We start from the raw sequence: 18,318 nt of genomic DNA, 5'->3' as shown, positions 1-18,318 counted from the left end.
TCAGAGAGCCTATGCCAGCAACTTTACACAGCTATAACACAGGACACTACTTCAGTGCAAGCGCACGGGTATTCAGCTGGATCACCACCGCACTTGCGGTCACGATGATTGTAAATGGCTCAGTAGCAGCTTATGCCTTTCTTCCAACAGCTATCATCACGCAGTTTACGCACTATCGCACAGAGTTCGATCTGGCGCAAATGACCTACCGCGAAGGGGTGCGCTTTGCAGGTATAACATTCGGTAAAATGCTGCCGCTCGCTGGTATTGATTTCCTCTTCCTTAAACGGAACAACTACAAGCAGGTGAGTGAGTCGAGGGCATCGATGAGTACTTTCCAATTTGTGAAATATGATGGCTACATCAAGCTGTCGGACAACCTGAAGCTGCACCTGCTGCAGCGCAAATCAAAAGAGCAGGCCATGCAGGAAATGCAACATATCGCACAGGACCTGCGGGTAGAACTGCGCGACCTGACCGAAATGAAAATACAGTAAGGATATGCGTATTAAGAATAATCTGATAGCAGGTATAGGGCGGGGGCTGGCTTACTATGCAGGAGGTTTTGCGCTGGTTTGGCTCACTTACCTCGTATTTGGCTGGGAGTACGCACATGCTCCGGGGCTACACCATTTGGTAGGTTTATTGGTGCTGGTAGTTGGAGCTTTGATGCTGATACGGCGCATCATTATCGTATTTGCAATTCCAGCCGACACACATAACAAAGGAGCGCTTTTGGTCCATGCTGTGGCGGTGGTTAGTTTTATCTTCTTCTTCAAACTCATCATCCTGAACGGAGCCATCAAACGAGATACCGGCGATCTGGAAGCTTCTGAAACCCTGACACTCGACCACAATACCCAGACCCTGGCTCTCACAAACGAACTGCAGGATACGCTATTTTACCAGGTGGCAGACTCAGCACATGTGAAGATCCAATAACAGCCTTTTACCAATCCATCCTTTTCTTTAGCTCAGTGATATGCGCCAGGTGGTGCTCACCGTGCCAGGCGTATAGCCCAATGTGCTGCCGTATGGTTTGCTGGCCGGAAACCGGGTGAACAAACGTGCGGTTAAGTTGCTCGCGAGAAAGTTGGTGCAGCATCAGGACCCAGCGCTGGTGCAAGGCGTGCAACAGTGTGAGCGAAATGCCCGGATCTGCTGTTTTAGCCTCTGGAAGCTCTGCCCAAGCTACTTCATCATAAGGTCGGATAATTGGATTCTCTTCTGTCAGGGCCAGTTTTTGGCGGGTATAGCCATTGAGATGACTGTCTGGTAGGTGATGCACAACCTGGCGCACAGTCCAGCCTCCGGGTCGATAAGGCGTATCCAGTTGTTCATCCGACAGGTTGGCTACGGCTTGTGCCAGTTTTGTAGGCAGGCTGCCAATAGAGAGAATATAGAGGTTCAGTTGGTCTTCCGAAATGCTTGCATCCAGGTCGAACTGACCGATGGGGTAGCGAAGTTTGTCCATAGTTTGTCAGAGAAGAACTTAAATATAGAGAATACCGGCAGACCTTATACCTGTTACCCACATATATTTTCTACCCCTAAAGCAAAACGCCACTTCCAGTTTATGAAGGTGGCGTTTTGCTTTAGGTATAGAGCTTTCTAGAACTCCACTCTGTAATTCAGAATCGGCAGCATGCCCACCATGTAGCGGGTTACGACTTCTTCTTTTATGCGGTCGTACTGCACGCCAAACACGTTCTGGCGGTTGGTGAAGTTCTGGATGTCAAGCGACAGGATGTAGCTGGCGTTGGGTCTGTTTTTGCGGTAGCTCACCCGGATGTCGGAGCGAAAGTAATCGGGCGTCTGTACTCCGAAACGATTGTCCACATCCAGCACCTCGTACTTCATCTCTTTCGATTTCTCCAGGTCGATCGGGGTATAGCGGTTGCCGCCCGCCCACATCACTTTGCCGTTCAGCCCGATCAGGTTTTGCTTGTTGCTGCCCACCTTGAACTCCTTGCCAGCCAGCAGGTTCACAATGTGGTTGCCGTTGAATCGGGTGCTGCGCTCAATGCCTTTGACTGTGGTGTATTTAGAGTCGTAGAGCGAGGTGGTGAGCAGGAAGTAGTAGTTGTTTGTGAAGAATTTCTCCAGCGTCATCTCTACCCCATAATTGCGTCCGGTGCCCTCGTTCACCAAGGTCTCGCGGCTGATACTACGCTCGTAGTTCAGGGCAGAGTAAGTACTGTTTTCGGCCGCGCTCACCGGCACTTTGAAGAGGTGCTGGTAATAAGTCTCAACTTTCAGACGGAGGTCTTCGCGCAACATTTGGTCATAACCCAGCACGTAATGCGCGGCGCGGGTAAAGCCCAGTTTTCGGTTTGGCTGGGTATAGCTGCCGTCGGCCTGTCGCTGCTGCGCAAAGTAAGACGTAAGGGCGTCGTGGCGGCTGTGCAAACCAAAGGCAGCGCTGAAAGATTTAGTAGCATTTACCTGGTACTTCAGGCCCATGCGCGGCTCTACCACGGTGTTGCCATTTAGCCCAAAATAAAGGCTGTGCAGACCAGTGTTGAGGGTGAGCTGCTCCGTGAAGCGATACTTCCACTGCGCAAAGGCCTGCATCATTTGTGTGCTGCCGCGCTGGTTCACAAATTCGCCTTCTTCGTACTCTATGTTGCGTCCGCCTGCATAAGAATCATAACCCAATTGGCTCAGGATAAAACCGGTGCGCAAGGTATGTCGGTTGTTGAATTTGCGGTTGTAAAGCGACGAGAAACGGGTAGCCTGCTGTGCAAAATCGTGGCAGTAGAAAGGTATAGCTGTATAGTCTGTTGCCAGCGAGTCGACCCATACCTTGTTGCCGCTCGTGGAGAAAGAAAGCGTAGATTCGATGTAATCGTCTTTGCCAAGGAACAGAATGTGCGTGAGACCCGATGAGGCCATACGCGCCTGAAAGCGGTCGTCGAAGCGGTCAAGATAACCTTCCCACTGCTCGGCGTCACGTTCGGCCTTTACATTCTGCTCACTCAATCCGCCCAACCCCCAGAAAGAGAAGTAGCCTGCTTTGGCCGTTGGCAGGTATAGCTTAAAGGAGAAATCCTGAAAAACAGGCACGGCATCACCTGATATTTTCACACCGATTTTGTTCAGCATAGCTAGTGTCGAGTAGCGGTAGTTGGCTAGGTAGGAGGCCTTGGAACCTGCCTTAAAAGGACCCTCGGCGGCAAAGTCTATACCTAGTATACCTGCCTGCAGTGCATACTCGCGTTTCTCGTTGTTGCCGTTGCGCAAGCGGATGTCGAATATGCCGGACAGTGCATTGCCATACTCCGCCGAGAAAGCGCCTGTGTTGAAGTCGGAGTTATCAAGCATGTTCACACTCAGGATGCTCACGGCACCGCCGGCTGCACCTTCTTCTGCAAAGTGACTTGGGTTCGGTACTTCAATCCCTTCCACCCGCCAGAGCACGCCTCGTGGTGAGTTACCCCGCACCACGATCTCGTTGCTCATGTCCTGGCTGATGCCTACGCCGGCATAGTTCTGGGCGGCACGGGCCGGGTCGTTCACACTGGCAGCGTAGCGCTTGGTCTCCTCCACCGAAATGGAGCGCGAGCTGATCATGGCCATCTCATTGAGCGGGTTTCCTTTGCTCTGCTGCTCGGCGCTAATCACTACTTCTTGCAGTTTTCTGAAGGATTCGCTCAGGCCGATGTTCAGCACCAGTTCCTTGCCCGAACCAAGCAGCAACTCAGGCAATACCTGCTCCTCATAGCCCAGGTAACTGATGCGCAAGGTATGGCGCCCCACTGGTACTTTGTCGAGGCGGAAAGTGCCGTTTATATCAGTAGTTGTGCCCATCGGTGGGTCGATGGTCAGGATGGCCACCGTGGCTCCGATCAAAGGTTCCTGTGACTCTTTGTCGATGATTTTGCCCCGGATGGTTTGGGTGAGCTGCTGACCCAGCACAGTGATTGGGGTACTAAAAAATAAAAGCAGTAGCAAGGCTGCCAAAGCAGTTAACGCATTGAATTTCATGGTTTTATTTTGTGTAGTTGTGGTTGCGGTGTCAAATCAGGGCGCAAAGGTATAGACTTTTATTTTAGATTCATATAATCTATTCATAATATGTTTCTATTTTAGATGAGCTAACTTATTCCATCGACTAACTGGTGTTACACCCTGCTTACTGGTACTTTCGTATGAAAAGGATATGGGAAAGCAAGTGATGAAAATAACTGTACTTTGTCTAGTATTTCTGCTCCCGTTATTGACACAGGCACAAAAGAAAAAAGAAATGAATCTGGAAGCTTACAAATGGGAAAATCGGCTTTTGCTGCTCTTTACAGCATCAGGAAGTGATGCGGAATTGATCAGGCAAAAAGAATTAAACCGCAAAAACATGCATGGTTTGGCGGAGCGGAAACTGGTGGTGCTGGAGTTGGTACCGGGTGGTAATGCAGCTAATATGCGGGAGGATCTGCTGAAGAAATTCGAGGTAGAAGCGGATGGCTATACCTTACTTTTGCTGGGGAAAGATGGACTGGAGAAATACCGGAATCGGAAAGCAGTGCCTCTGGAAGAGGTGTTCAAAATAATCGACCAGATGCCGATGCGCAGGCAGGAAATGCGTAAACAGGACTAAAACGATTGCCATGACCTTTGACCATCGTCCCCTCCGTCACGAAAAACGATCGCTGATAGCCGATGTGCGTTACCAGCTCATCTCTTTTATCCGATCTTTTACACTGGTGCTTTATGTCGCGGTGGGTATGGCCGTCGTAGGTGTTGCCATGAAGTTCATAGGCCTGACGGGTGGCAGTTTTGTGTTTGTTTTCGCCATGGCTGTACTGATATTGCTATTTCTGGTGCAGGTAGGCCTTTCATTCTTCTACATCGTTTCGAACGTATGGCTAGCCCTGCTGGGAGCACTCAGTAGCTTTTCGCTGGTTACAGGGCTGCTGGCGCTTATTTTCCGCTACCAGAACTGGTATGGCTGGCAAGTGATCTTCTATGCAGTAGTTCCGCTTTACATACTGGTAGGCGTGTTGCTCTTCTTATACCTGAAACGATTCCGGAAGCTGCACGAGCCGTTGCGTGATTTCTTTTATCGTAACCTGGTCTTTCCGTTTGTTTTTGTGCTGCTGCTAGGCATCGTGTCCTTTATGTTCAGTGCCGACCGCTTTAATACAGAAGAGGACCCCATGCTGCAAGAGTCACCTATACCTGCCGATGGAGCCGCCGCTGAGGACACCACAGGTATGTGGCGGGCTTACTGAGCACGGATCAGGTATAGGTTTGACTATTAGGAGGAATATTGGTAGTTTCAGATATATGAGACAAACGCTCCTGATCTTTCTGTTTTTTTTGATTTCGATTGCAGTGCAAGCCCAGACACTGAAAGGCCGCGTAGTGGATGCTGCTACTAATGAGCCCCTGGAGTATGTGTCGGTATACCTGAACACCACTACCAGAGGCACCACCACAAATGATAAGGGCGAGTTTGCGCTTGCAATGCCGGCAGGCACCTACGAGGTGATTGTCTCATACTTGGGTTACGAGCCACTGGTATACACAGCACGAACCGATAGCCTGCCTTCAGCCATCCTTTTTAAACTGACGCCCAAGGCCCAGATGCTCGGGGTAGTAGAAGTGCAAGGTAAGCGGGATGCGCAGTGGTATGATAACCTGGAGGTGTTCAAAGAAAACTTTCTGGGCAGGAGCTGGATTGCCAAAGGATGCAAACTCCTAAACCCGGAGGTGCTGACCATTGATTTTGATCATACCAGTGGTGTGTTGTCGGTAGCAGCCCGTGCCCCGCTGCTGATCGAGAACAGTTTGCTAGGGTACAAGGTGGGGTACCTGCTGACAGACTTTACCTATCGGACCAAGGAGGGGTATGTGACATTTGAGGGGTATCCGCGCTATGAACTGATGCAGGGAAGCAAAGGCAAGCAGCGCAAATGGCAAAAGAACAGAGAATCGGCTTACCGTGGCTCTGCCATGCACTTTGCCCGAGCACTGCAGCAAAAGCGCCTGGAAGAAGAGGGGTTTAACCTGCGTCGCCTTTACCGCTTGCCTAACCCTAATAGGCCAACAGACGAAGAAATAGCAGAGGCCCGTGCCCACCTGCGAGCGAACGGTAACACAATCACTATTTCCGATAGCATCAGCGACATCCTGAGCCGAGCCCGGCTGCCACGTTTTGTGGAGCAGTTGGACATGAATCCTGTGCCTTACAGCGAGTATATGACATTAGCTGAAGGTAAGGCCCGTTTATCTTTTGAGCAGTTTATGCAGGTCGTGTATACTGGTGAGCAGGAAGAACCTGCTTACGTCAGGAGCACCTCTGATTTTCTCAAGGGTGCCACTGCCCGTAAACCTACATTCCAGACATCAGTTTTCTCTTTGCAGGCAGACACGGTAGGAGTAGAACCCGCTGGGAATTTCCTGAATCCGCTGGATGTGCTTTTTGAAGGATACTGGTCATGGGAAAAAGTAGGTGACATGCTGCCGCTCGACTATCAGCTTTAACACTGGCCGCTATTCTGCGCAACGTTGTTCAGTCATCTGCAACTGCTCCACCGGAAAGCCTTTGCTCTTGGCTAACTGCTCCAGCCTGGCATAAGTGGCTTCGTCCATGGTAGGGGTGCGGGAGAGGAACCAGAGGCTTTCGCGGTCAGGTGCACCCACCATCACATACCTGTACTCAGGATCGAGCTCCAGTATCCAATAGTCGCCTTTGAAGGGCCAGAAAAACTGTACCCTGAGTTTGCTGTTACTGCTGCCCTCCACCGGAAAAGCTTTTCCTTTCACATCACTCACCTTACCCTCTTTCAGACAGGAGTTGTAAACCTCCACATAACCCTCTTCGGCGTTGAGTTTATAGTCGGCCGTGGTGCAGGTGCAGCCTTTGGTGAAGCGCTGAGGTATAGAAGCGATTTCATACCACTTGCCCATGTAGCGTTTCAGGTCCACTTCGGGCACTGTTTCGAGTGGGGCATTTGTGCTGCTGCAACCGCTGATGATAATAGTGCCTAATAAGACAGCACCGGCGGTGAGAAGGAGCTTGTTCTTTTTGTTGAAGGTCATTTTCGCAACGCATTACAGTTGCTTGGTCATCTTATAGTGCTGAATGGAGCCAAACAACAGGTATGTTTTTTCTACTACTTCATACCCGTTGCGACGGTAAAAGTTTACAGCATTTTCGCGGGCCTGCAGCGTCATGGAAGTAGCTCCAAGTTTTCGGGCGCGGTCTTCGAGGTAGCTGATCAGGTGGTCGCCGAGGCGCTGGCCCTGCTTGTCGGCCCGCACCCCCATGAAGCGGATCTGTCCTTCCTCTGGCGTGTTCAGGTGCAGACGGCAGACTCCCACGGCCTCACCCGTATCATCGACCAGCATGGCGTGTATGGCCTGGTCATCGTCATCGGCACGTTCGCTGCCCTCAGGCTGGTCCCAGGGCTTGCGCAGGGAATCGTAACGCAGTTGGTAATACTGTTTGAGTTGCTCTGGTGTAGCAGGTTCAATGACTTTCATTTGTTTGTTGATTGCTGGTTATTAATAGGGTGGAATGAAAAATACTGCCCTGTCCTCTCAAGAGAGGCTTTTGACTGCATCGTTAGAGACAGATTGCCAATAAAGATCTGTAGACGGTTCAGTGAGGCAATTTAGCAACCAGTCACCAGCAATTACCAATCAACGAACAACAATTTACTGGCCAACAATCATCAATTAGAAATTCAATCATTAAACCACTTCAATAAAAACAAGCAACAATTAGCAATCAACAATCAGATAAATAACTTTGTGGGTTATAAATCGTGTAAAACTTATTTCTGTTACCTAACCTAAAAACTATGGCATCTTTTGATATCATCAGCAAAGTAGATCCGCAGACGATGGACAATGCGGTGAACGTGGCCCGCAAGGAGATCATGAACCGCTATGACTTCCGCGACACCAAAGGCTCGCTCGAATTCGACAAGAAGAACAATGAAGTGCACATCAGCATGGAAAACGACATGCGCCTGCAGCATACCGAAGACGTGCTTATCGGCAAAATGGTAAAGCAGGGCCTCGACGCCACTGCCCTCGATTTCTCCAAAGAGCCCTACGCATCCGGCGCCATGGTGAAGAAGGACATCAAAGTGAAAGCCGGCATCGACAAAGAGACTTCCAAGAAGATCATGAAGCTCATCAAAGACAGCAAGGCGAAAGTATCGGCTGCCATGATGGATGAAACCATTCGGGTGACAGGCAAAAAAATCGATGACTTGCAGCAAGTAATCGCGCTTCTGCGTACAAACGCCGAAGAAATTGGTATGCCGCTTCAGTATGTCAATATGAAGTCGTAATACCCTCACCTCACTCACCTTATATCGTATGTTTGACATATTCGCTAATCCGGATACCTGGATCAGTCTGCTGACGCTGACCTTTATGGAGGTGGTGCTCGGCATCGACAACATCGTGTTCATTTCCATTATTGTGGCGCGGCTACCCAAGGAGCAACAGGCCAAGGGGCGCAACATCGGCATTATGCTGGCGCTGGTTTTCCGCATTATTTTGCTGATGTTTATCGCAGCAATCGTAAGCGCCAGCAACCCGCTTTTCTCGATCAACCTGCCATTCACCAACGAGGATTTCCCGGTGTCGTGGCGCGACATTATCCTGTTTGCGGGAGGTTTGTTCTTGCTGGCCAAGTCCGTGACCGAGATTCACAACAAGCTCGAGGGCACCGAAGAGGGGCACAATGTGGGAGAGGGCTCCATGACCATGGGCAAAGTGCTTGTGCAGATCATCCTCATCGATATCGTGTTCTCGTTCGACTCCATCCTGACGGCGGTGGGCCTGGCGCAGGAGATTGTCGTGATGGTGGTCGCCGTGATCATCGCCATGATTATCATGCTAGTATTCGCCAAGTACGTGAGCGACTTCGTGAACAAGCACCCGACTGTGAAAATGCTGGCGCTTTCTTTCCTGCTTCTTATCGGCTTTATGCTGGTGGTGGAAGCGCTGCACCAACATATCCCGAAAGGCTACATCTACTTTGCGATGTTCTTCTCGCTGATGGTGGAGATGCTCAACATGAAGCTACGCAAGAAGACCACTCCGGTGCACCTGCGCCAAAACGAGGTGCTGCCCGAGGGCGATCCTTCCCGTTAGGTGTTCCAAAACTATTGTTGAAATCCCCGCCAGGTATACTGGCGGGGATTTTTTATATAGGATATCCTGGAGAAATCCCGCCTGTTCTTCAACTTGGCAGAAGGGCTGTGGAGTTGTCCCTATACCCAGTGTACCCACAGTGTCTTGAATACATATGCACGTACGGATGGGTTCAGGTATAAATACAATGTATATAGGAATTTGCTATATTAACCGTATAGAACCACCCCATACCTGGCCATGTCTAAAAGACCCTATTTCGTTTCTTTATTCCTACTGGTTGCCCTTGTAGGGTTGAGTGTATACAGCGTTAGTCTGATGAGCCCACCTGAAGCTTTGTCGGCTGATGCTCCAGCTACTGACTTTTCGGCGGAACGTGCTATGGCACACGTTCGGAAAGTGGCCAGCCAGCCGCACGCCATGGGTACGCCGGGACATGCGGAAGCGCGACGGTACTTGCTGAAACAAATGGAGATGCTGGGACTTCAGCCTGAAGTGCAGGAACAGGTGATTGTGAATCCGGTGGGCGATGCCAGCAATGTGGGCTATGTGTACAACTTGCTGGGCAGAATAAAAGGAACGCAACCAGGCGGGAAAGCTGTGCTGGTGATGGCGCACTATGACTCGCAGCCCAACACCCCCGGTGCCGGCGACGATGGCGCAGGTATAGCGGCCATGCTCGAGACTGCCCGTGCCCTGCAGATGGGTGAACCGCTGCAGCATGACGTTATTTTTCTGATGACTGATGGTGAAGAGTATGGACTGTACGGGGCCAAGGCTTTTCTGAAGCACCCCTGGGCGAATGAGGTAGGCGTAGTGATAAACGTGGAGGCACGTGGCAATGCCGGCCCGAGCATGACCTTCGAGATAAGTCCCGAAAACGGCTGGATCGTGGAGCAGTTTGCTGAGTCGGCGCCATACCCTTTTGCCAGCTCCATGATGTATGAGGTATACCGCAATCTGCCCAACAACACCGACTTCACCGTGTTTAGGGATGCCGGGTACACGGGGGTAAACTCCGCTTTCATCGACGGCTTTGTGAACTACCACAAAATGACCGACTCGCCCGAAAACCTGGACCGAAACAGCCTGCAGCACCATGGCAGCAACATGCTGGCGCTGGTGCGGCACCTGGGCAATGTGTCGCTCGAAAGTACCAAGGCGCAGGACAAGATTTTCTTTAACCCGGCAGGCAGTTGGCTGGTGCAGTATCCGGCCGGATGGAACCTGCTATGGGCGGCACTCACGACAATGCTGCTGCTGGCATGCATCGTGGTGGGTATTCGCCGGAAAGCTTTTTCGGCGGTGCAGTTGATCGGAGGTCTTGTCGGTTTTCTGCTTGTGGTCGGCATCGTGGCGGGACTGACATTCCCCATCACCGGCTTTGTAAAGGGCATGCTGCCTTACAGCCATGATATGAATGGAGTATACGGTGCCGGAAGTTTCTTTATGGGCTACCTGCTGTTGGCGCTTGGGTTGATGTTGTTGCTGAGCTGGCTGCTGTTGCGCTGGGTGTCGGTATTTGCCTTGGCCATGGGCGTCTGCCTGCTCTGGTTTGCCCTGATGGTGGCAGCCCTGCTGCTGGTACCGGCTGCGGCTTATCTGTTCATGTTTCCGCTGCTTTTCTGCTTGTTGGCTATGCTGGTGCTTTTCCTGAAAGACCTGCACCAACAGCCCGTCGGCTGGGCTTATGCACTGGTGCTGCTGGCAGGTGTAGTGCCCGCTGTTTTTATGCTGATGCCGCTGGTTCGTTTTCTTTTTGTGGTATTTGCCTTGCAGATGCCTGTCGCTACGGTAGCCACGTTGCTCTTGCTTGCCGGCCTGGCTATGCCTTTGCTGGTCACCATCGAGCGTAGCTTCGGCTGGCGTACGCTGCCGCTCTTGCCCGCCTTTCTGCTTTTTGCAGGAGGTATACAACTGTTCCGGGCCATCGAAGCCGAGAAGCCAAGCCCTGAGCAACCGCTGCACAGCCATGTGAGCTACTACCTCAACGCCGACGATAGTGTAGCCGTCTGGGCCTCGGCTTACCAGCGCACCGATGACTGGAACCGACAGTTTTTCCCTAATCCCACTACAGGAGCTTTGACCGAAATATACCCGATGGCTGCAAGGCAGTACCTGAAAAACGAGGCAGAGCCTATACCTTTGCAGGCGCCGGTAGCGAGTCTGGTGAACGAAGGGATAGCCCCCGGCGAGCGTGTGCTGACCATCCGGCTACAGTCGCCGCGTGGGGCGGCACACCTGGACCTGGTGCTGCAGCCCTCCGAAGAAGATGCTATGCTGGGAGCTGCGATCAATGGGGAAGCGCTTGAGCTGGGGCCCATGGAAACAGAACAGGGGTCGGTATACTTTGCCAAGGTGCACGGCCTGCCCGATGCTAAAGAGGTTGAGCTGGAAGTGCGTCTGAAGCAAAGCAGCAGCCTGCAGCTATACCTGTATGATGTGAGCATTGGTCTGCCCCAGCAACTGGTGCGGCAGCCGATGCCCGCGCATGTGATACCGGAGCAGGGCCGCGAAAGCAACCTGACACTGGTCCGGAAGTCGTACCGGTTTTAAACCTGATAAGGGATTGCTGTACTTTTAAGTGTTTTTGAGCAGATGGCATAACTTGTGATGCCGGGCATACGGTATAGCTATTCAACTACCTGACGGCCCCTTACTTATGCTCAACGATAAACTGCTCACCCTTGCCTGCGGGCTTTTATTTTTGCTGATGATCGCCTGTGGCGACAGCCCCAGTACTGATCAGGCCAAAACTACCACGCCTCCGGTTGTAAAAGAGATGAGCCGCAGCGCCGCCTTTATCGACTATGCCGCCAGCACCACGATGTTGCAGTCTGAGCTGGCCCGCCTGGCCACCGAACGTGCCCAATCCGAAGAGGTCAAGGCCCTGAGCGCAGAAATGCTGGCCTTTTATGGTGATGCGATGAAGCAATTGCAGCAAGTTGCCAAAGCAGAAGGTTTGCACACGAGTTTGCCCGATTCACTGGGTTCAGCTGATCGGGCTACTTTAGAAGAATTTGGGAAGTTGACCGGCGCTGAGTTTGACGAGCACTATCAGGCGTATGTGTATGCTTCGCAGCGATCGCAGCTGGATCATTACAGAGAAATGTTGTTAAAAGCAGAAGAAGAGGAGATCCGGAACTGGGTCAATGAAATGCAGCTACAATTGCGGGCGCGCCTGCAACTGGCCGCACAGTATGACAGCGTCAGGTAGTATAGCAGACAGGCTTAGCTCCAGAGATCGGCAGCTTTTCGGGCCATCCGGAAGAACAGGTCTTTTTCCAGGCCTGCCACCTGCCTGGCTTCACACTCAGAATAACCGTTTTCGGAGGCATTCAGGTAATCGTAGTAGAGCTGTGCCAGCTCCAGTGAGTCGTCCTCAAACTGCTCAGTCATGTTCTCGCGCTGCAGCTTTTCTGGCTCGAAGATCTTGGAAGGATATAGTTTGTCCAACTGGTAGATCAAATACTTCTGCGAGGTATTGTCAGAGCGCTTGCTTCCGCCACCCAGCAGTTGCTCCAGTGGCAGGTCGTCATCGTCATCATACTCGTCTTCAAATTCATCGTCCACAGCCAGTGGTTCGTACACTACCAGGTCAAAGCCGGTTAGCTCCAGGTAGTCGTCAAACTGCTCTTTTATAGGTACCAGAGTAGGGGAGTCATGTTCGCTGTTGAGCACGTTGGCCATATGCAGGGCAATCTCCTTGCCTTTCTCGCCGGCGCCGATCAGGATTTGGTTGAATTGTGTGAAATCGCAACCCAGGTAAATAAATTTGTACTCATCATCGAGCACAGTAAAACACCACAAGGTGATGAACTCTGTATCGTCTATTACGACTGTATCAATATAGAGCTCATTGATCTGGATGTAGTAAGGTGTGTACTGCGGAGAGTCCATGGCTGATTCGGCTTTTGGTGTACAGTATTTGCGTATACGCAGTTTGTTTGCACATGGCAAAGTTTCTATATAGAAAATAAGCGAATGGCCCTAATCTTCGTGTCGGTAAATATAGTACAATACCCCACCAAGCGCCGTGATGCCTGCCCGGATAGCCCAGCCAATGCCCTCGCCCCACTGGTTAACCCAGTCCAAAGCCAGCAGATTGGCGCCTGTGAAACCAATAACGAGCGAAACCAGCCCGGCAAGAAGGAGAAAAAGTCCAATGAATTTCATAACAGCATTTTATAAGGTGACAGACCTGAAATACAGAAGTATGTTATAACAAAGAATGACGTGTTTTAAACAGTCTCTATATAGTCCACTTTAAATATAATAAATATTATTTTCAGCACAAGTTTTTTGCTGAAAAAGCGTTATCGGGTGCTGTCATTCTATTGGACAAAAGCACGAATCAGGACCAGATTCGGTTGATGAAATTCTGTGTGTTTTTATAGGCAAGCTTGGCCAGCTGTTCTTCGGAGAGGTGGTTTTGCAGCCGCTCCAGCAAGAAGCTGTAACTGGTGCCTGCCTGCTCGTGCTCCGGAAAATAAAAAGGAACACGCGTTGGATCCGGAAAATCAGCGGTATAGAAGTAGTCGGCACCGAAACTGATGACATCTTCGGCACCCTTCCCAAAACCATACAGGATGTGCTCTATCAGTGCGTCAGGCTTCCCGTCGTTCACAAAAGCACGCAGGAAGTTCATGCCGATCAGCCCCCTGCGATGAATAATCTCCTGCGCCAACTCATCGGGCAGGTTGCGATTGTGTACCCATACCGGTCTAAAGTTGGAGTGACTGGCGATAACAGGTATAGCAAGCCGCTCCCGGTCGATGTGCTCTAGGATGTCGAAAGCCAGGGCGTCGCTGGTGTGGGAAAGGTCTACGGCGATGCGGCGTCCATGCAGATAGTCGAGCAGCATTTTGCCATCGCGGGAAATACCCCTGTCCGTCATGTTGCCGCCCCCGAAGCGATTGCCCATGTGATGCGTAAAGCTAATGTAAAGCAGACGGCCTACGGTATCAATGATCTTCTCGAGTTTCTTGAAACCATCTTCCAGTGGTTCATCTTCTTCACAAAAACCGGAGGCATTCTCAATGGCTGCCACCATGCCGATGTTGCCTTGGCCGGACAGCACTTGGTGCAGAGTGCCTGGGTCTGAAACAGCAGTCAGGCAGCTTTTATCGTCTTCTGCCAGCTTTCTGAATATCTCGACTTGCAAGTGGGCATAATGGGTACTGCCCGGAGCGGTGGAGCAGTAAATGGCCATGGTCTGCAAACGCACATTGCCTTGTGTAAGGGCAGGCAAAGAACAGCCAATTTCCGCTACGTTATCAATAGCAGAGTTGGGTACGTCAGAAAGGTATACCAGGAGGTCGCAGTGCAGGTCAATGATAGGCAGTCGGGCAGGAGCAGTCATTATGTTTGGTTTGGTTTCGGCTTAAGGTACGGAGAAGTCATGAAAGAAGGTATACCTGCCTGCATTGCCTGGGTACGAGTAAGGAGGTGTGCATAAAAAAAGCCGGAGATTACTCCCCGGCCTACGTTTGCCTATGCATCGCTGTTAATAATCAAATCCGTCGTCACCGCCTCCCTGCTCATCGCGCTGTCGACGGCGTTCACGGTTGCTGTCTTCGCTGTTGAGGCGGTAAGTGAATCCAATAAAGGCAATGCGTGTCTGGCGCTTGTTGTTGTGCGTCTGCTCAAAGCCTGGCCCGAAGCTCTCAAAGTTAAACTCGCGGGTGTCGAATATGTCAGAAATGCGCAGTGTGATGGTGCCTTTCTTGTTGAGCACGTCTTTTTTCAGGCCCAGGTCTACCGCATACATTTCCTGCATCTGGCCCTGTATATCAGCCATCGGAGCACGGTAGTTAGCCGATACCTGTATGGCAAGATCTTTCCAGACGGTCATGTTGGAGTTAAGTTTGGAGTTCCAGGTCCACTGGTCATTGCTGAGCTCGGTATCTCCGCCCGCATCATTCAGTTCTACCCTGAAGCCCGATACGCTGGCATTGATCTTCCACCACTTAAGTGGATTATACGTTCCGACCAGTTCCACGCCATAAGATGAACCGCTGGCAAGATTAAGAAAGGTAGTGGACGTTACGCCAGAAGCCGGATCAAAAGTACGGAAACGCTGGATCTGGTCGTTTGTGCGACGATAAAACACGGTGGTGTTAAACGAGGTGTTGTCCCAGTACTTGATATAGCCCAGCTCGTAAGAATTAATGAACTCAGGCAACAGCTCCGGGTTACCAGAGCGGATGTTGAGTGTGTCAGAGTAGTCGATGAAGGGGTTAAGCGACCAGGCCCGTGGTCTGTTAATGCGACGGCTGTAGCTGAACTGTACCGTGTTGTCACGGCTGAATTCTTTTGTGACAAACAGACTTGGGAACAAGCTAAAATATTGGTTGTCGAACACCCTGTTCTGTGTACGCTGGTCTGATTTGGTGAAGGTCTGCTCTGCCCGCAAACCCGCCTGGAAACTAATGTCCTTAATCTTATTGCTGTAATTACTGTAAAGGGCATGTACCTGCTCATCGTACACAAAGCGGTTGGTCACATTGTCGTTCACCAGCCACTGGTTGGTTTCCGGGTTGTAATTAAAGAACTTGTTGTCGTTGTCGAGCAACTGGAAACTGCTGCGGTAACCGGCCTCAAAGCGACTGTTTTCGTTGATTGGGTGCACATAATCAGACTGCGTTACAATGCGGCGGGTATTATCATCAGAAGTAACCCGCTGTTGGTTCATACGGTCGACAGGCTGTCCGTTTTCGAGTGTTAACCGCTGCATGATATTATCCACCTCGTCACTGAATCGCTCCGTGTAAATCACGTCGGCAGTCCACTCGCGGCCTTTCTGATCGAAGGTGCGCCGGTAGCCAAGGTTATAATCCATCACACCGTCATCCTCAGTGCCGCGTGTCTCGCGCAGGTTCAGACGTGTCAGGTTCATCTCACCATCCAGGTTGCGGTTCAGAATGCTGTTAAAGCCCCGCTCGTCGCCGGTGCGGTATAGGGCAGATGCCGAGATAGTGTTTTTGGGATTGATGCTATAGTCGGCTCCAAAGCGGAAGCTGTGCGAAATGTCGGTTCGACGGTTAGAGCCCAGATCTTCACGGAAAGTGCCCTCCTCCAGGTTAGTCAGAAAAGAGCGGCGCACACCGGGACGATAGCTTCTGCGGAAATCGTAGCCGCCGTTGAAATTCCACTTGTAATGGCGGTAGTTCAGGTTGAGGGAGCTGTTGTAGTTTTCGTAAGTACCCACATTCACGGTGGCAGTGCCATTGAAACCGGGCTTCATGTTCTTCTTCAGGATCAGGTTGATCACACCGGATGTGCCTTCCGGGTCATACTTGGATGATGGATTGGTAATCAGCTCCACGCTCTCGATCATACTGGCCGGAATCTGGTCAAGGGTCAGGTTGGACAGAGCCGTACGTTTGCCGTCTACCAATATGGTCACGTTGGAGCTTCCCCGCAGACTCACATTGCCGTCAAGGTCCACATCCACAGAAGGCACATTTTGCATAGCATCGGCTACACTACCCCCTTGCGCCGCTATGTTCTGCTCCATGTTCACTACTTTTTTGTCGAGCTGAAATTCCACCATAGGCCTTTCGGTCACGATCTGCACCTCTTTGAGCTGCGTAGTGCCCCCTTTTACAGGTATAGCGCCTAGTCTGATGTTGCTGTCAGTATCAGTTACCCTGATATTCGGGATGAAACGGGTCGGGTAGCCTACAGAGGAGATGCGCAGGATGAACTGCCCTTGTGGTACACGATCGAGTTCGAACTTGCCCTCTATATCGGAAGTGGCGCCGGTTACCAAGCTGGAGTCGCGGGCAGTGAGGAGTACAATGTTGGCGAAGCCCAGCGGAGCTTTAGAGTCGGCATCCTGTACAGTGCCGGATACTTTGCCGCGGGTGCTGGTGTTTTGAGTGGGTTGGTCCTGCGCCTGCAGGTCAGGTGGAGCGCTAAGGTATAGAAATGTTAAAAAGAGTAATGGTAAAACGTAGGTTCTCATAATTTTAGATACGGATATGTCAAGAAAGCGCTGAGTTGCTTCAGGGTGGGAAGCGATGGGGTCGTGTAGGAAATTGTGCCGGGGCTAGCCATTCCTTTCCATCTTAGAAGATCATAGTTCGCCCCGGCTTCAACTATTAGCCACAGGTAGGACAGGTGGGAAAGGCAAAGGTTTAATCAGTGGGACAGATTTCCGGGAGAAAGGAGCAGGATTAGTGCAATTTTTTGGAGGATATGTTTTTAATAGACTGATAGTTAGGTGTTTGCGTGGAAAGTGTTTTTTAAAAAATTGTTGTTAAAACTTTATTTGGTTAGGCAAACTAGTAAAACCCTTGCCCTCTGTAGTTTGAGAGGGCAGGGGTCGTATATTGGTTACTTTGGCATCACCTTACTCAGGAAATCCCATACCACCACACCTGTGGCGACTGAGATGTTGAGTGAGTGCTTAGTACCAAACTGCGGGATTTCGAGCACAAAGTCAGAATGGTTGATGACTTCCTGTTCCACGCCAAATACTTCGTTGCCAAGCACCAGAGCATAATGTTGCTGTGGTTCAGGTATAAACTCGTTCAGTTTCATGCTGTTCTCAGCTTGCTCCACCGATCCAACCTTATACCCTTGGGCTTTTAGTTGCTTCACCAGCTCCAATGTATCCGACACATGCTCCCACTCCACGGATTCAGTAGCGCCGAGGGCCGTTTTCTCGATGTCGCGATGGGGTGGCGTGCCGGTAATACCACAGAGGTATACCTTCTCGACCATAAAGGAGTCGGCGGTACGGAAAACAGAACCCACATTATTGAGGCTGCGCACATTGTCGAGCACCAAGACTAACGGTATTTTTTTCTTATTTTTGAATTCTTCAACCGAGTCGCGGTTGAGGTCGTCCATGGAGAGTTTGCGCATTTTTTAAGGACTCAAGATATCAGACACAGGACGCAGGAATTCTGCGCAGGTATAGCATTTGCCATGCTTCGGTGCAAAGGTCCGGCGGTTAGGGGAGAAATCAAATAGGGATCAGGATTTAACCCACCCCTGCCCCTCTAAATAGGGGATTCCTTGACACTGCTTAGCATTGTAATAACTGTTACACATCGCTGGCGGGTATGGCAAGACTAACTCACACGCTGGCTATGAAACGAGCAGCAGTGCCATGTGCGTTTTTCGGCGCTCCACTGTTTGAGCGTTCAGCGAGTTTGGAGCGTCTTGATTTTTTTGCTTACTTTTTTCATCAAG

The 18,318-nt window shown here is 51.0% G+C and carries 18 protein-coding genes; 9 read left to right on the top strand and 9 right to left on the bottom strand.

What is annotated here, in order from left to right:
• Positions 1–11 precede the first annotated feature (11 nt).
• Entirely contained in the window at positions 12–497 is a 486-nt protein-coding gene (locus I0P70_RS13435) for a hypothetical protein (RefSeq protein WP_196118846.1), read from the top strand.
• A gap of 4 nt (positions 498–501) precedes the next feature.
• Complete coding sequence (locus I0P70_RS13430; RefSeq protein ID WP_196118844.1) at positions 502–942, top strand: hypothetical protein; 441 nt, start codon at positions 502–504, stop codon at positions 940–942.
• Between the two features lie 7 nt (positions 943–949).
• On the opposite strand, the gene I0P70_RS13425 is transcribed toward I0P70_RS13430, so the two are convergent.
• Together I0P70_RS13425 and I0P70_RS13420 are read right to left on the bottom strand one after the other, a co-directional pair.
• Positions 950–1,474: a YfiT family bacillithiol transferase gene (locus I0P70_RS13425; protein ID WP_196118842.1), complete on the bottom strand. Its 525-nt coding sequence runs from the start codon at positions 1,472–1,474 to the stop codon at positions 950–952.
• A 137-nt stretch (positions 1,475–1,611) separates the two neighbouring features.
• On the bottom strand, positions 1,612–3,987 hold the full coding sequence (locus tag I0P70_RS13420) for a carboxypeptidase-like regulatory domain-containing protein (RefSeq protein ID WP_196118807.1): 2,376 nt from the start codon (positions 3,985–3,987) through the stop codon (positions 1,612–1,614).
• Between the two features lie 259 nt (positions 3,988–4,246).
• Here I0P70_RS13420 and I0P70_RS13415 point away from each other — a divergent pair, with 259 nt between their 5' ends.
• The 3 genes from I0P70_RS13415 to I0P70_RS13405 are packed head-to-tail and all read left to right on the top strand — an operon-like array spanning position 4,247 to position 6,483.
• Entirely contained in the window at positions 4,247–4,594 is a 348-nt protein-coding gene (locus I0P70_RS13415) for a DUF4174 domain-containing protein (RefSeq protein WP_230392186.1), read from the top strand.
• A 10-nt stretch (positions 4,595–4,604) separates the two neighbouring features.
• A complete protein-coding gene (locus I0P70_RS13410) occupies positions 4,605–5,228 on the top strand; it encodes a hypothetical protein (RefSeq protein WP_196118805.1) in 624 nt (207 codons plus the stop codon).
• A 55-nt stretch (positions 5,229–5,283) separates the two neighbouring features.
• On the top strand, positions 5,284–6,483 hold the full coding sequence (locus tag I0P70_RS13405) for a carboxypeptidase-like regulatory domain-containing protein (RefSeq protein ID WP_196118803.1): 1,200 nt from the start codon (positions 5,284–5,286) through the stop codon (positions 6,481–6,483).
• A gap of 9 nt (positions 6,484–6,492) precedes the next feature.
• Here the strand turns inward: I0P70_RS13405 and I0P70_RS13400 are convergent, their stop codons facing one another.
• The gene (locus I0P70_RS13400) at positions 6,493–7,041 is read right to left on the bottom strand and encodes a lipocalin family protein (RefSeq protein ID WP_196118801.1); all 549 of its coding nucleotides are present in this window, start codon (positions 7,039–7,041) and stop codon (positions 6,493–6,495) included.
• 12 nt (positions 7,042–7,053) lie between these two features.
• Complete coding sequence (locus tag I0P70_RS13395) at positions 7,054–7,485, bottom strand: GNAT family N-acetyltransferase (protein WP_196118799.1); 432 nt, start codon at positions 7,483–7,485, stop codon at positions 7,054–7,056.
• 320 nt (positions 7,486–7,805) lie between these two features.
• On the opposite strand from I0P70_RS13395, the gene I0P70_RS13390 reads away from it, so the two are divergent.
• The 4 genes from I0P70_RS13390 (at position 7,806) to I0P70_RS13375 (ending at position 12,331) form a co-directional block, all read left to right on the top strand.
• Complete coding sequence (locus tag I0P70_RS13390) at positions 7,806–8,303, top strand: YajQ family cyclic di-GMP-binding protein (protein ID WP_196118798.1); 498 nt, start codon at positions 7,806–7,808, stop codon at positions 8,301–8,303.
• Positions 8,304–8,331: 28 nt separating this feature from the next.
• A complete protein-coding gene (locus I0P70_RS13385; RefSeq protein WP_196118796.1) occupies positions 8,332–9,114 on the top strand; it encodes a TerC family protein in 783 nt (260 codons plus the stop codon).
• A 318-nt stretch (positions 9,115–9,432) separates the two neighbouring features.
• Positions 9,433–11,670, top strand: a complete 2,238-nt coding sequence (locus tag I0P70_RS13380; protein ID WP_196118794.1) for a M28 family peptidase — start codon at positions 9,433–9,435, stop codon at positions 11,668–11,670.
• A 106-nt stretch (positions 11,671–11,776) separates the two neighbouring features.
• Positions 11,777–12,331, top strand: coding sequence for a DUF4142 domain-containing protein (locus tag I0P70_RS13375; RefSeq protein ID WP_196118792.1), 555 nt, complete (start codon positions 11,777–11,779; stop codon positions 12,329–12,331).
• 14 nt (positions 12,332–12,345) lie between these two features.
• On the opposite strand, the gene I0P70_RS13370 is transcribed toward I0P70_RS13375, so the two are convergent.
• From I0P70_RS13370 to I0P70_RS13350, 5 genes are all read right to left on the bottom strand, one after another.
• The gene (locus tag I0P70_RS13370) at positions 12,346–13,014 is read right to left on the bottom strand and encodes a hypothetical protein (RefSeq protein ID WP_196118790.1); all 669 of its coding nucleotides are present in this window, start codon (positions 13,012–13,014) and stop codon (positions 12,346–12,348) included.
• Between the two features lie 90 nt (positions 13,015–13,104).
• A complete protein-coding gene (locus I0P70_RS13365; protein WP_007657379.1) occupies positions 13,105–13,290 on the bottom strand; it encodes a hypothetical protein in 186 nt (61 codons plus the stop codon).
• Between the two features lie 178 nt (positions 13,291–13,468).
• Complete coding sequence (locus I0P70_RS13360) at positions 13,469–14,476, bottom strand: dipeptidase (RefSeq protein WP_196118788.1); 1,008 nt, start codon at positions 14,474–14,476, stop codon at positions 13,469–13,471.
• Positions 14,477–14,620: 144 nt separating this feature from the next.
• Positions 14,621–17,083 carry a TonB-dependent receptor domain-containing protein gene (locus I0P70_RS13355; RefSeq protein WP_196118786.1) on the bottom strand — a complete coding sequence of 821 codons (2,463 nt, stop codon included), beginning with the start codon at positions 17,081–17,083 and terminating at the stop codon, positions 14,621–14,623.
• A gap of 371 nt (positions 17,084–17,454) precedes the next feature.
• Positions 17,455–17,988 carry an RNA methyltransferase gene (locus I0P70_RS13350; RefSeq protein ID WP_196118784.1) on the bottom strand — a complete coding sequence of 178 codons (534 nt, stop codon included), beginning with the start codon at positions 17,986–17,988 and terminating at the stop codon, positions 17,455–17,457.
• Between the last annotated feature and the right edge of the window lie 330 nt (positions 17,989–18,318).

Origin of the sequence: Pontibacter sp. FD36 (assembly GCF_015686655.1) — a bacterium.
In the GTDB taxonomy this organism is placed as follows: domain Bacteria; phylum Bacteroidota; class Bacteroidia; order Cytophagales; family Hymenobacteraceae; genus Pontibacter.
This window is presented reverse-complemented; position numbering and strand designations above follow the sequence as displayed.